The organism is Pseudomonas sp. NFR09, assembly GCF_900111535.1.
Classification (GTDB): domain Bacteria; phylum Pseudomonadota; class Gammaproteobacteria; order Pseudomonadales; family Pseudomonadaceae; genus Aquipseudomonas; species Aquipseudomonas extremorientalis.
Genome location: NZ_FOIH01000008.1, coordinates 101,643 through 115,479, shown reverse-complemented (window position 1 = coordinate 115,479; position 13,837 = coordinate 101,643). Strand labels below are relative to the sequence as shown.

At 60.1% G+C, this 13,837-nt stretch carries 6 protein-coding genes and 1 pseudogene; 3 read left to right on the top strand and 4 right to left on the bottom strand.

The genetic code is table 11. The annotated features are described in order from the left end of the window. Positions 1-55 precede the first annotated feature (55 nt). Entirely contained in the window at positions 56-6,265 is a 6,210-nt protein-coding gene (locus BMX59_RS18580) for a non-ribosomal peptide synthetase (RefSeq protein WP_093124426.1), read from the top strand. A 40-nt stretch (positions 6,266-6,305) separates the two neighbouring features. Here BMX59_RS18580 and BMX59_RS18575 read toward each other — a convergent pair whose 3' ends face one another. Beyond that, on the bottom strand, positions 6,306-6,794 hold the full coding sequence (locus BMX59_RS18575) for a hypothetical protein (protein ID WP_092244560.1): 489 nt from the start codon (positions 6,792-6,794) through the stop codon (positions 6,306-6,308). A gap of 1,411 nt (positions 6,795-8,205) precedes the next feature. On the opposite strand from BMX59_RS18575, the pseudogene BMX59_RS18560 reads away from it, so the two are divergent. Both BMX59_RS18560 and BMX59_RS18555 read left to right on the top strand, forming a co-directional pair. Beyond that, positions 8,206-8,950, top strand: a pseudogene (locus tag BMX59_RS18560) (ABC transporter permease). Then, entirely contained in the window at positions 8,950-9,663 is a 714-nt protein-coding gene (locus BMX59_RS18555) for an AAA family ATPase (RefSeq protein WP_071492131.1), read from the top strand. The pseudogene BMX59_RS18560 and the gene BMX59_RS18555 overlap by 1 nt, the downstream one beginning before the upstream one ends. 8 nt (positions 9,664-9,671) lie before the next feature. Here BMX59_RS18555 and BMX59_RS18550 read toward each other — a convergent pair whose 3' ends face one another. The 3 genes from BMX59_RS18550 to BMX59_RS18540 all read right to left on the bottom strand — a co-directional run bounded on the left by BMX59_RS18550 (position 9,672) and on the right by BMX59_RS18540 (position 13,687). Beyond that, on the bottom strand, positions 9,672-11,180 hold the full coding sequence (locus BMX59_RS18550; RefSeq protein WP_093124421.1) for an ArnT family glycosyltransferase: 1,509 nt from the start codon (positions 11,178-11,180) through the stop codon (positions 9,672-9,674). Beyond that, the gene (gene arnT / locus BMX59_RS18545) at positions 11,180-12,835 is read right to left on the bottom strand and encodes a lipid IV(A) 4-amino-4-deoxy-L-arabinosyltransferase (RefSeq protein ID WP_093124416.1); all 1,656 of its coding nucleotides are present in this window, start codon (positions 12,833-12,835) and stop codon (positions 11,180-11,182) included. The genes BMX59_RS18550 and arnT overlap by 1 nt, the downstream gene beginning before the upstream one ends. Before the next feature lie 174 nt (positions 12,836-13,009). Further along, complete coding sequence (locus tag BMX59_RS18540) at positions 13,010-13,687, bottom strand: lipopolysaccharide core heptose(II)-phosphate phosphatase PmrG (protein ID WP_175486692.1); 678 nt, start codon at positions 13,685-13,687, stop codon at positions 13,010-13,012. Between the last annotated feature and the right edge of the window lie 150 nt (positions 13,688-13,837).

Sequence of the window (13,837 nt, the reverse complement as noted above, 5' to 3'; positions counted from 1 at the left end):
CGTCGTAATGGGCACCCCTGCGCGGCCAGTGCCTGACCTCCATGAGAAGGATCTTATGAAGCATTCATCCAGCTTCCCCCTTACCGCCGCCCAGCAGGACATCTGGCTCGACCAACTGCGCGCAGGCGACTCGCCGCTGTACAACATCGGTGGTTATGTGGACTTTGCCGGCGCCATTGACCCCGGCCTGATGCAGCGCGCCGTTGAATGCCTGGTGGCCAGGCACGACGCGTTGCGCACGCAACTGCACAGCGACGCCGACGGCCTGCCTCGCCAGACCTTCGCTGCCACCTTGGCTGTGGACCTGGCGCTGCATGACGTTTCCAAGGCTTGCGACCCGCAGGCCGCGAGCCACGCCCTGATGCAGGCGCAAATGGCCCTGCCTTATGCGATGCAGGGTGCGCCGTTGTTCCGCTTTTTCCTGGTCAAGCTCGACGACGATCACTACCGCCTCGGCACCCAGGCGCATCACCTGATCCTCGATGGCTGGGGCTTCGGCCAGATGCTGCAATCCCTCGCGCAGCTGTACACGGCCCTGGCGCAAGGCCTACAACCGGACTCGCCGGCGCCTTCCTACATCGATTTTATCGACGCAGACCAGCACTACCACGCGTCAGCTCGTTATGCCCGCGACCGCGCCTATTGGCTGGACAAATACCGCTTGATTCCGGAGCCGCTGCTGACCCCACGGCACACGGCCAAGGCCGCGAGCAATACCTTGGCGCAGGCGTTTCCGGTGGCACTGCTCAACCGAATGGAACAGGTGGCCAACCGTTACCAGGCGTCGGCGTTTCATGTACTGCTGGCGGCCCTGTATGTGTATTTCACCCGCACCGCCCAACGCGAGGAATGGGTGGTGGGGGTGCCGATTCTCAACCGTTCCAATGCACGGTTCCGCTCCACCGTCGGGTTGTTCACCCAGGTCAGCGCCGTGCGCTTGCAGTTTGATGAGCAGTCGCCGTTCAGCGGGGTGGTGCGTGGGGTGCGCGACCAGCTCAAGCAGGACTTCCGCCACCAGCGTTTCCCCCTCAGCGAGATGAACCGTGAGTTGGGCCTGCGTCGCAGCGACCGCGGCCAGCTGTTCGACCTGTCGGTGTCCTTCGAGCAGGACGACCATGAACTGCGCTACGGCACGACAGTGGCCCGTGCGGTCAAAGTGTCCAACCACCACGAGCCGCTGCCCCTGGCCCTCCACCTGCGCAGCAATCGCTACCAGGACACCGCTTGCCTGCATTGCGTCTACAACGAGGCGTACTTCCAGCACGATGAAGTGGCGGCCCTGGCGCAGCGCCTGACCTGGCTGCTGGAACAGGGGCTGGAAGACACCGCGCTGACGATCAGCGATTTTTCCCTGGTGACACCCGCCGAGCAGGCGCGGTTGCAGCAATGGAACGCCACCGCCCAGCCTGTCACCCAGCCACACACCCTGCACGCGCGCATCGAAGCCCAGGCCGCGCGCGCACCGGACGCCGTGGCGGCGGTGTACCAGGGGCGGCACCTGAGCTACGCCCAACTCAACCAGCAGGCCAACGCGCTGGCCCATCAACTGCTGGAGCGCGGCGTGCAGCCTGACGACCGGGTGGTGATCCTGGCGCGGCGTGGTCTGGATACGCTGGTGGGTTTGCTGGCGATCCTCAAGTCCGGCGCCTGCTACGTGCCAGTGGACCCGGCCCATCCCGCCGAGCGCCTGAATTACCTGCTGCAAGACAGCGACCCGGTGGTGGTGCTGACCCAGCACGATTTGCTGCATCGTTTGCCTCAGTTGACGGTGCCGGTGATCCAGCTCGACCGCCCGACCTTCCACCTGGGCACCAACCCCCGCGTCGCGGTCAGCCCCTCTCACCTGGCCTACGTGATCTACACCTCCGGCTCCACCGGTTTGCCCAAGGGCGTGATGGTCGAGCACCACAGCGTCTCGAACCTGGTGGACTGGCACTGCCGGGCCTTCGACCTGCATGCCGGCAGCCACACCGCCAGCGTCGCCGGTTTCGGTTTTGATGCGATGGCCTGGGAGGTCTGGCCGGCGTTGTGCGTGGGCGCCACGCTGCACCTGCCGCCGGCCCATGATGGCGCCGAAGACATCGACGCGCTGCTCGGTTGGTGGCGGGCACAGCCGCTGGACGTCTGCTTCCTGCCGACGCCCGTGGCCGAATACGCCTTCAGCCAGGGCCTGCACCACCCGACCCTGCGCACTCTGCTGATCGGCGGCGACCGACTGCGTTCTTTCACCCAGGCGCAGTCCTTCGCCGTGATCAACAACTACGGCCCTACCGAAGCCACGGTGGTCGCCACCTCCGGCCCCATGGCCGTCGGCCGGCCATTGCATATCGGCGCGCCTGTCGCCAATGCCAGGGTGTATGTGCTGGACGCGCAGCAACGGCCGCTGCCCATCGGGGTGGCAGGCGAGCTGTACGTGGGCGGCCAGGGCATCGCGCGGGGTTACCTCAAGCGTCCCGAGCTCAGTGCCGAGCGATTCCTCGACGACCCCTTTACTCAGGGGCGCATGTACCGCACCGGCGACCTGGTACGCTGGCTGCCGGACGGCAACCTTGAGTACCTGGGGCGCAATGACGACCAGGTGAAAATCCGTGGCGTGCGCATTGAGTTGGGCGAAATCGAAACGGCCCTGGCCACGCATCCGCATATTCAGGACGCCGTGGTGCAAGCCCGCGAAGGGCAGTTGCTGGCCTGGTTCGTCCCCCGTGAAGCTGTGCCGATAGAAGCCTTGCGCGCCCACCTGCAAGCATCGCTGCCCGACTACATGCTGCCAGCCGCCTACATGCAGTTGAACGCGTTGCCCCTGACCGCCAACGGCAAGCTTGATCGCAAGGCGTTGCCCGCACCGACCCAAGAGGCGTTCGTCACCCGTTTGTATGAGGCGCCGCACCTCGGCGTGGAAAGCGTACTGGCGCAGATCTGGGCCGAGCTGTTGCAGGTGCAGCAGGTTGGGCGCCACGACCACTTCTTCGAACTGGGCGGGCATTCGTTGCTGGCCGTGCAATTGGTGCAACGCATGCGCCAGGTCGGGTTGCATGCCGATGTGCAGGTGCTGTTCGGCCAGCCGACCCTGGCGGCCCTGGCGGCGGCAAGTGAGCTCAGCGACGTGGACGCCCCCGACCTGGCCGAACTCGACCCTGCCAGCTTTGATCTGATCGTCGCGAGCATTCCCGGCGGCGTGGCCAACGTGCAGGACATCTACCCGCTGGCGCCGCTGCAGGAAGGTTTGCTCTACCACCACATCACCGATGAGCGCGATCCGTATCAGCAGCAGGCGCTGTTCAGCTTTGCGCAGCGCGAGCAGTTGGACGCGTTTGCCCAGGCCCTGCAACAAGTGATCAACCGCCACGATATCCTGCGCACCAGCCTGGTGTGGGAGGCCCTGGAGCAACCGATGCAAGTGGTGTGGTGCCAGGCGCAATTGCGCGTTGAACCGCTGCGCGAGGACCCCGCGCCGCTGGATTTGCGCCAGGCGCCGCTGATGGCCCTGGACTATGCCGAAGAGCCGCAGCACTCGCGTTGGGTTGCGCGGCTGCGTTTCCATCACCTGGTCAATGACGCCACCTCGACCACCCTCCTGATGCAGGAAATCCGCGCTCACTTGCTCGGCCAACAGGCGCAACTACCGGCGTCGGTGCCGTATCGCAATGTGGTGGTGCAAGCCCGTTCGCCGGCACGTCAAGCGGCGCACGAGGCGTTCTTTCGCGAGCAGTTGGGCGATGTCGACGAGCCGACCCTGGCCTTCGGTCTCCAGGAGCGCCAGGCGGATCGGGCGCACACCGAAGAAGCCGAACGTGGCTTGAGTGACAGCCTCAATCAACGTTTGCGTGCCCAGGCGCGTGGTATGGGAGTGAGCACCGCCAGTCTGTTCCACCTGGCCTGGGCCCAGGTGCTCAGCCGTATCGCCGGCCGCGATGACGTGGTCTTCGGCACCGTGCTGCTCGGCCGTTTGCAGGCGGGCGAGGGTGCCGATCGCGCCCTGGGCATGTTCATCAACACCCTGCCGCTGCGGGTGCGCCTGGCCGGGCGCACGGTGACCGAAGCCCTCACGCATACCCACGCACGCCTCAGTGCCTTGCTTGCCCATGAACAAGCCTCCCTGGCGCTGGCCCAGCGTTGCAGCGGTGCGTCGCCATTGTTCAACAGCCTGCTCAACTACCGCCACACCGACGCCGAGCGTGACCTGACCCTGGTGCCGGGCATTGCCTTGCTCAGCAGTGAGGACATCCTCAGCTACCCGCTGATGCTGACCGTGGACGACACGGTCAACGGTTTCCGGATCAAGGCCAAGGCGCCGCAGCAAATTGGCGCCGGTCGGCTGCTCGACTACCTCGAAACCACACTGATCAACTTGGCGGACACGCTGGACCAGGCGCCACAGACACCTTTGCGCGACGTTCAGGTACTGCCCGCCGGCGAGCTGAAAACCCTGCTGGTGGACTTCAACGCGACCGACACCGACTACCCCGACACCCTCACGGTGCAGGCGCTGTTCGAAGCCCATGCGCGGCATATCCCCCATGCCATCGCCGTGCAGGCCGGCGAGTTGCAATTGACCTACCGCGAACTCAACGAACGCGCCAACCAACTGGCCTTCCACCTGCGTGAGCGCGGTGTGCAGCCGGACGCCCGCGTGGCGCTGTGCGTCGAGCGTGGATTGGAGCTGGTGGTGGGCCTGTTGGCCATCCTCAAGGCCGGTGGCGCCTATGTGCCGCTGGATCCGGGTTATCCGCGCGAGCGCCTGGCCTACATGCTCCACGACAGCCAACCGGTGGCGCTGCTGGTACACGCCGCCACCCGTGACGTGCCGGGTGACGTGTCGATCCCGGTGATCGACTTCGACCACTGCGCGTGGAGCCAGGCACCTGTCGGCAACCCGCTGGTGCCAGGGTTGAGCGGGGCCAACCTGGCCTACGTGATGTACACCTCGGGCTCCACCGGTACGCCCAAGGGCGTGATGATCGAACACCGTGGCCTCGGCAACCTGATGCACTGGGGCTCGCAGCTGTGCCCCAATGCCGAGGGCGGCGCGCTATTGCAGCGGGCGCCGTTCAGCTTCGACGGTTCCGTGTGGGAGCTGTTCTGGCCGCTCACCAACGGCATGCGCCTGGTGTTGGCACGGCCCGATGGTCATCGCGAACCGGCCTATCTGGCGCAGCTGATTCGCGAGCAGAAGATCACGGTGATCAAGTTCGTGCCGGCGATGTTGCAGCAGTTCCTTGAGCTGGAAGAGTCAGCGCTGTGTACCAGCCTCACTGATGTGCTGTGCGGCGGTGGCGAACTCACCGAAGCCCTGGCTCGTGGCGTGCAGGCGCGTTTGCCCAAGGTGCGCCTGCATAACGTCTACGGCCCCACCGAAGCCACGGTGGACAGCAGCGCCTGGACCCTGGAACCCGGCGCGCCGGTGCCGGCATTGCAGTTGCCGATCGGGCGGGCGATCAACAACACACGCCTGTATGTGCTGGATGAGCATGATGCGCCGGCGCCCATGGGCGTGAGCGGTCAGTTGCACATCGGTGGGGTCGGCGTGGCGCGGGGTTACCTGGGGCTGCAGCAGATGACCGCCGAGCGTTTTATCGACAGCCCGTTCGTGGTCGGTGATCGCCTGTATCGCACTGGCGACCTGGTGCGCTACCTGCCTGACGGCAATCTGGAGTTCCTCGGGCGTAACGACTTCCAGGTCAAACTGCGCGGCGTACGCCTGGAGCTGGGAGAGATCGAGTCACGGCTGCTGGTGCATCCGGCGTTGCGTGAAGTGGCGGTGTTGATTCGCGATGAACGCCTGGTGGCGTACTTCACCGCGCGTGCCGAGGCGCCGAGCCCGGATGCGTTGCGCGCCCATGTGCTGGAGCAATTGCCGGAATACATGGTGCCGGCGGCGTTTGTGCAGCTCGACGAGTTACCGCTCAACCCAGCGGGCAAACTCGACCGCAAGGCCTTGCCGGAGCCGGGGTTGGGGGCGGTGGTGAGCCGAGCCTATGCCGCGCCGGTCGGAGCCGTGGAGAGCTTGATGGCCGGGATCTGGGCTGAGGTGCTGAAGTTGGAGCGGGTGGGGCGACACGATCATTTCTTTGAGTTGGGGGGGCATTCGTTGTTGGCGGTGAACCTGGTGGCGCGGATGCGCAAGGCGGGGGTAGAGGTGGATGCGCGGGCGTTGTTCAGTCATCCGACGGTGGCGCAACTGGCTGGGTGTGTGTTGACGCAGGTGCAGCGGGTGGAGGTGCCTCAGGCGGCTATTCCGCAGTTGGGGCGGCGGCGGCGGATTTGAAGTGAGGGGGGGCGGCTGCAATTGGCACCGCCCCCTTTTTTCAAGGGATGATGCGAACATCCTTCAGGTCATAAGTGCCCGACATCCGGAACTCATTTTGCGGCGCCTCATCCTGAACCATTCGGCAATTGGTGAAAGTGCCATAAATATGCTCCTGCCCAGATGTGCGATCAGAGGTGAGGGTGAGTTCTCCTGCCCTTGCATAATAAGTGAAGATGAGACTGTTTTTAACAAGAGCGTAAGTCACCGTTACGTCTCCAAAGTATGTAACTTGATGAGGTCCATCGGGGACCGAATCTGAAATGGTCAATACAACGGCTTGATAGTCGGCGTCAGACTGCTCACCTACTCTCCTGCCAATCCATCTGGTTTCGAAAAGCTCGTCGCCGAGATGTTTCTCGAAATCCAAGCGTTTTTCTTGTGGCAGTGGGAATTGAGCACCATCCAGACTTACGGTGAATGTACCCGTTGCTTTGCTTTTGCCGGGCTCGTTGTGATGAATGAGGTCTTTCAAGTGTGCCTGAGACATGATGAGCGCTTCCTTTGCGGGGGTGTGCTCCAATTATTTCAAGTTTCAGGCGTGTGTAAACTGTGTATGTTGACAGGTATAAAAAAACGAGTATCCATGTGTTTGGATTATATGGAGCTGTTGGTTTTGATGAGCCCAACTATCTTGCAGGTGATTAAGATGATTGTACTTCCCTGCGGCGCATGACTATTTGTTCGACTCGTTTTCTGGCTATTGCCGCTTGCGCCACTCATTCCAAGGCTACCTATACGCTCATACAAACACACGGCCAACGCGCCCGCTGCGTAGTCATCCTTTGCATTTCTCAGCGCTTGTCCGACCTGCAACGGGTGACCAACCGCGCCGTCGTCCTGCAAGCGGGCAGACGGAACAGCGACCTCAACAGCCGGAACTTGGCGAGTGCGCAGCGCAAAAGCCGGATCAATCCGGATATTTGATTGCGGGCGTATGGCGCAGCGAGCGATGCCCACTGCGAAGAGCCCCAAGGGCACATCGCATTCATTCGCGAGGCAGAAAAACTCAAGGAGGTACTCTGCACCATACACACCACCTGCGGGTGTGCTGAAAGCACTACGCGAGTTTGGCCGTCTCTGTTCACACATCCTCGGCGATGTAGTCATTACACAGATGAGCGAAGCCGGTATCAGCGTAGCGCGGACGACAAACATTAAGAACTAACCAGTGCCGTTTGTCGGTTTTTTTGTTCGCGTCTGTAGGACTGAGTTCTGTTTTGCAAAAGACACCTGCGTGGGTATTAGTTGATTCTATTAGTCCGATAATTTGTAAGTTATTAAATTCACAGGGTTTGATTTTTTGAAGTGTGATGGGTGATAGCTTTGACGTTTTTGGCAATTGTTGATCTTCTGAATTGTGTGAGTGAACTTTCCTAAAGTTGATAGTTATATTTCCTACGTGAAGGTTTTATTGTTGTTGCGATATTCTCCTGCTGGACTAGATTTGGTGTTGTTGCTTGACGGTGAGCAACCTAATTTGATGCGCGCATGAGGCTAATGAATATAACCATACCTAACTATGAAATCCTGAACTTTGAGGCGGAGAGTCTTTTAATTTCCGACGTCGGGGTTTCGAAAATTCATTCACAGTCGTTGATAAGAGCCCTTCGGCAACTAAAACTGTCGAAGCTGATGACGAAAGTCGAGCTGGATGAGGTGTTGGCGGAAAATGGATTAAATCAAAATGATACTTTTGCATTTTTAGAAAGAGCAATTCCCCTGAGATCTTGAGCATTTCTCACCTTTCTCCTTAGAGTTTTCAGATGTAGAGAAATTGATGCGCCCATTACTATCAAGGGATCTGGGTTCTTGCAAAAGGGATACCCGAGCGGTGGCGCACTGTACCCGGTTGAAAGCTCTAGGCTAGAAGTTATAGTCCCGTTTCCGTGAGGTGAATGATGGGTTTTTATTTCGTGTCAAGGCCGGTCTTGCTAGCAGTATTGTTCATAAAGGAACAACTCAGAGAACCTGTTGCATTATTTTGGACAGTGGTATCTCCAGTGGTTACCTATTATTTGCTTACCTACGCGCGTGCGCCACTGAGTAGTGAGGCCGTGGATTACCTGTCGAAGACTTCATGGTTTTACGCCTTTGTTTCCTCAAATGTTGCACTGTTCGGGCTTGCCTTTTACATAGTTGGTCGAAGGGAAAGTGGTTTTCTTCGGTCTTTTGTTTACACGGATCGTACGAAGGTTGTTTTTTTTGATTGGGCAGTTTTCTGCATATTCAGTTGTTTCAATATTGTATTGCTCCGTATTTTATATGCTCACCCGAATTTTTTCAGGGGAGTTTGATGTCGCGGAGTATCTTGTGATCGTAGGGCGATTTTATGTTTGCTTTCTTCTTTTTTCTATACCCGCGCTGTTGCTGACGCTTGTCCCATTAGGCTTTCAAAATACGAGCACCCTCTTTTCAATTTTGTCCCTTACGATGTTGGCTCTCGGGATCATCAGTATGGGTCCAGTGAGTCCCGCCTTAGCTATAGTCGGTGTTTTTAACCCGATGTGGTGGGCGAATAAGATTATGTTGGACGGCGTGGTTGAATGCGGTTTGGTTTTCTGGGTTGTTGCCATTTCACTTGTGTTTTTGTTTTTAGTGATGTGTCGTTATTTATTAATCAATCCTGTTTGGAGTCGTTATTGATGGCAAGGCTTCTCGTAGACTCTCTTGACGTCAGGTATGGAACTCATATCGTGTTTCATAAGGCTTCTCTGACAGTCACTGCCGGCTCCATATCAGGCCTTCTTGGCCCAAACGGCTCCGGCAAAACCACCTTTTTTGATGTGCTGTGCGGCCTGAAGAAAAGAGAGGGTGGTGAAATAAGCAGCGCCTTTTCCAAGCTGCTGTACCTGTCACAGATCATCAGCACACCCCCTGTATTTCGCATGTTCGACATCTTCAAAATGACCATGCTGTTTTGCTCCGACACCAGGGTCACCCAACAACATGCACTCGATAAAATCGAAAAATGGAGCCCCGGCATCGCAGAGCGTTACTGCGAGATCTGGAACAAAAAATCCGCACTCTGCAGCTATGGGGAAAAGCGCTGGTTTTTTACGTTGTCCCTGCTCTGCGCCAACGCGGACCTGGTGATACTGGATGAACCCACGGCGGGTGTGGATCCAGAGTTTCGTTATCACATCTGGCGTTGTCTGGAGGGGGCGGCGGCAGAGGGTGTCGCGGTGTTGGTTTCATCACACAACGTCGATGAAATCGTCGCGCATTGCGATGACTTTTACATGCTGAGCCAAAGGCGATTCAACCGTTTCACTGATGCGCAAGGCTTCATGGGCGCCTACGACGCCCAAAGCCTGGATGAGGCATTTATCCATGCCGCCAGCCTGCCAAAAGGATAAGACCGCTTCTATTCAGGCAAGGGAACGAACGCCACGTTGCCGTCCTGCCGTTTTTGAAACAAACGCTCGCCATTGTCCGGCTGGGTGGTGATGACCTGGTGATCCGCGCCCAGGTACGCCAACGGCGTCGGATCATCCTTGGAATACTGCGTGACGATGATCGTGCGCTGCGGATCGAAGGCCTTGCCGCTGGTTTTCTGCAGCCAGGCCATGAACGCCGCGCTGTCGCCCTGGCGCGGGAAGTCCTGGGTCTCGGCCACGTAGTAGAACGGCTCGCCACTGTTTTGCAGGTACATCGGCACCTTGTTGTCCACTTCCACCAGCACCATTTGCCACTCATCCCAAGGTGCGCTTTTGACCGCTTCGGTACGCACATCCTCGGCCAGGCGGGTGACGCCGCCATTGCCGTTGCTCCATGGATAGGCCACGCCAATGACCAGCAGCATCAACACGGCGGCGCAGGCGAACCCTTTGTACCAGCGCGGCCGGCTGGCGGGCCTGGCTTGCAGGCGTTCGCTGAGCCACCAGGCGCCGAGCAACTGAGCGAAGGGCACCAGTGGCAACACGTAGTAGCTGCGCCGGCTGCCACTGGCGGTGAAGAACACAAACAACAGGCCCAGGCCCCACACCAGCCATCGCACGTTGGGCGGGGTCTGGCGCCAGTGCCGCAGCGCCAGTCGCAGGCCGAGCAGCCAGCACGGCAGCCACGGCAGGGTGTAGGCGGGCAGGTAGATCAGGTAGGTGTAGATCGGCCCCATGTGGTCGAAGGGGTCGAAGAATCGCACCACGTTTTCGCGGAATACCAGGGCCAGGCCGCTTTGCCCATAGGTCGGCGCACCGTAGACATGCGACAGCACGAACGGCACGGCATACACCCCGGCAGCGATCAGCAGGGCGAGCACCAGGCGCAGGTTGAGATGCTGCTTGTAGCGCTGCTCGCCGAGCAGGTGCGGCAGCAGGACCAGGCCTGGCAGCACAAAGCCGATCAAGCCCTTGAACAGCGAGGTCACGGCCAGCAACAGGAAAAACACGGTATAGCGACCCAGCCGGGTGTCCTCTGGTCCACGCCAGTACCACCAGACCGCGGCCAGCACGCCACACACCGTCAGCACATCCGCCGTGGCCACCCGCGCCCAGAACAGAAAGTAGAAGGTGGTGGCGAGCATCCAGCCGGCGATCAGCCCGGTGCCTTTGCGCATCAGTTGCTCACCGAGCAGGTAGACCAGCCAGGCGCCGATCACCGAGGGCAAGCGCAGTGACCACGGCCCGAGGCCACCCATCAGGTGGGCCGTGGCGGTGATCAGCCAGTAGGAGGGCAGGGGCTTGTCGTAATAGGGGGTGCCCTTGAGATAGGGGTCGAAGTAGTCACCGCTTTGCAGCATCTGCAAGGCGATGTTCGCCCAGCGGGTCTCCGGGCCCCACAGGTCGCGTGCGCCGAGGCCGGTGAGCAGCAGCAGCGCGGTGACGCCCAGCAATAGCAGCAGGGCGCCGCGTTCGCTCTTCCACACAGTCGTCATCAGGGCAGGCTCGGATAGATGATCAGCTCGAGATAACCCTTGTAGTAACGTTTACCGCCTGGCGGCAGTTGCCCGGCTTCACGCATTTCACTGGTGCTGTTGACCCGCAGCAGCACGCCCACCGAGCCGTGCTGGCGCGCGTCCTTGAGCCAGGCCTGGACCCCGTCCAGTTCCACTTTGCGCTGCACCGAGCCTGCGTACTGCAAGCCGTAGCGCAGCTCGCCCTCGGTGTCATACAACGCGACTTCCGGTCGTTTCAAGCGCCAGGCCAGGGCGCTGGCACCGCCCAGTTCGTTGCTGAGCAGGGCGTGGGTCTGTTGCAGTTCTTCCAGGTGTTCAAGCACAAACTGGTCGGGCATTTCGTTGTCCGCGATCCATGACGGCATGCTTGCCGGCAGCAGGATCACCAGAACGCCGATACCCATTGCAGGCATCGCCCACAGCGTCAGCGGGCGAATCACTTGCAGCAGGTTGGCGAGAATCCACACCAGCAACACGATGAAGGCCAGGGACAAGCTGAACATCTCGGCGTGGCTGTTGCTGTACAGCGGCCGGGCGATTTGCAGGTAGATCAGGCCGATCATGGCCGCCATGCCGATCATGAAGTTGAACAGGCCATTGAGGCAGATCGTGCGGGCTTTACCCTGCTTGACCAGGTCGATCAGCGTATGGCCCATCAGCAAGGCCAGGGGCAGCAGGCACGGCATGATGTAGGTCGGCAGCTTGCCTCTGCTCAAGCTGAACAGGCCCAGGGGCAGCAGCAGCCACAACGCCAGGAACGTGATCGCCGGCTGGCGCTTTTCCTGCCAGGTCTTGCGCAGAGTCGTCGGCAGCAGTCCCGCCCACGGCAGGCTGGACACGGCGATAATCGGCAGGAAGAACCACCAGGGCCGCACATGCTGCGCGTTGTCGGCGCTGAAACGGCGAATGTGTTCATTCCAGAAAAAGAAGCGCCAGAAGTCGGGTTCCTGAAGATGGATGGCCAGCACCCACGGCAGGCCCACCAATACCGCGACCGCCATCGCCAGCGGGCCATAACGCAGTAGCTCTCCCAGGCGGCGTTGCCAGAGCATGTATGGCACGGCAATCAGCACCGGCAACACCAGGGCCAGGAAACCCTTGGTCATGAAACCCATGGCGCAGGCGAGGCCCACGATGACCCAGGCCCCGAGGCGGCCGCGCAGTGTGGTGCTGTCGAGCGCAAACCACAGGGCTACCAGACTCAGGTTGACCCAGAGCGTGAATTGCGGATCGAGGTTGGAGTACCCCGCCTGCCCGGCCACCAGGCCGAAGCTCAGGTAGAGCAGGGCACAGGCGAAGCTCTTGCGCGGGTCGTTCCACAGGCGACGGGCGATCAGGTAGGCCAGCAGCACGCTCAAGCCGGTGGTCAGCGCCGAGGCGATTCGCACGCCGAACAGGTTTTGACCAAACACCGCCTGGCCCAGGGCAATCAACCAGTAGCCGCCGGCGGGTTTTTCGAAGTAGCGGATGCCCATGAAGTGCGGCACCACCCAGTTACCGCTCTGGAGCATTTCCTGGCTGATCTGGGCGTAGCGGGTTTCGTCCGGGGTCCACAGGCCGTGCAGGCCCAGGGGCAGCAGGTAAAGCGCAACGAAGGCCAGCAGTAATACCGTCAGGGATTTTAGTCGGGTCATGCAAACGTCGCTCCCTGACGCTCAGTGATGTAGGTTTCAAGTAGTGAATTAATAGTTGGAAAAGTCACAGCGTTCACGCAATTGCAGAAAATATTCATGATGTCCTTATTTAAAAGGCGCAACTAAACATGCCAGAACAGGGCTGTCTTTTTGCTGAACAGGGCGGCGGGTAAGTTAGTGAGTCTGTTTTAGCGCGGCAGGCCAATCCGGGTTGTTGACGATGCCCAGGATCTTCAATTTGCCGTTGGGCAATGCCTGCACGAATAATGCGCTGCCGTATTCGGGGAATGTGGCATGGGGGAAGCCCTGGGTTTTTTCGAAGTCGGCGATGCAACCACTGTGGGTGACGAACACCAGGTTGCGGCCGGGGGTCTTTTGACTGAGCAATTCCTCGCCCATGGCCGTGCCGCAGATGGCCTGTTGGCCCGAGGTCAGCTCGTTTTTGTCGAACATGAAACGTAGGGTCTGCGCCGTGCGGATAGCCGGGCTGGCAAGCACATCGCTGGTGTCCATCCCCATGGATTTAAAGGCGTTGCCGAGCTTTTCGGCCTGTTGGCTGCCGTGCACTGTGAGGCCTTCCACCGGGCCCAGGCACGGGTTGGAGGAGCGGTCGCAGCGCTCTTCATGGCGCACCAGTACGATCAGGTCGCCGTCGCGCCACAGCGGCATCACTTGCGAGGTCAGCAGGCGGTCGCCGATGCCCAGGTCCCGTGGCGACGCCGGCCAGAACAGGCTGCAAACCAGCAGCAGGCCAACCACCGCAAGTCCCAGCCAGAGTCGTTGCAAACGCTTGAAAAAGTCCCGGGGCGAGCGCGGTTTGGTCAGGGTAAGGTCAACCACTTCATTCACCATGGGCATTGTTGGCAGTGTTGTATTAGTTAGGCGCAACGTTTTAGCGAATGTCCTTAGTGGGACCAGAGGCTGTCACACGACGGCTGTCTTTTCGCTGAACACCTTGCATGTAAAAAGTTGTGAAAAAGGGCAACTAACAAGTTGCCGACA

Excerpts from the sequence above, each read along its gene's own strand:
- BMX59_RS18555 (WP_071492131.1), top strand. The coding sequence starts at position 8,950 with ATGGCAAGGCTTCTCGTAGACTCTCTTGACGTCAGGTATGGAACTCAT.
- arnT (WP_093124416.1), bottom strand. The coding sequence starts at position 12,835 with ATGACCCGACTAAAATCCCTGACGGTATTACTGCTGGCCTTCGTTGCG.
- BMX59_RS18540 (WP_175486692.1), bottom strand. The coding sequence starts at position 13,687 with ATGGTGAATGAAGTGGTTGACCTTACCCTGACCAAACCGCGCTCGCCC.
- BMX59_RS18580 (WP_093124426.1), top strand. The coding sequence starts at position 56 with ATGAAGCATTCATCCAGCTTCCCCCTTACCGCCGCCCAGCAGGACATC.
- BMX59_RS18550 (WP_093124421.1), bottom strand. The coding sequence starts at position 11,180 with ATGACGACTGTGTGGAAGAGCGAACGCGGCGCCCTGCTGCTATTGCTG.
- BMX59_RS18575 (WP_092244560.1), bottom strand. The coding sequence starts at position 6,794 with ATGTCTCAGGCACACTTGAAAGACCTCATTCATCACAACGAGCCCGGC.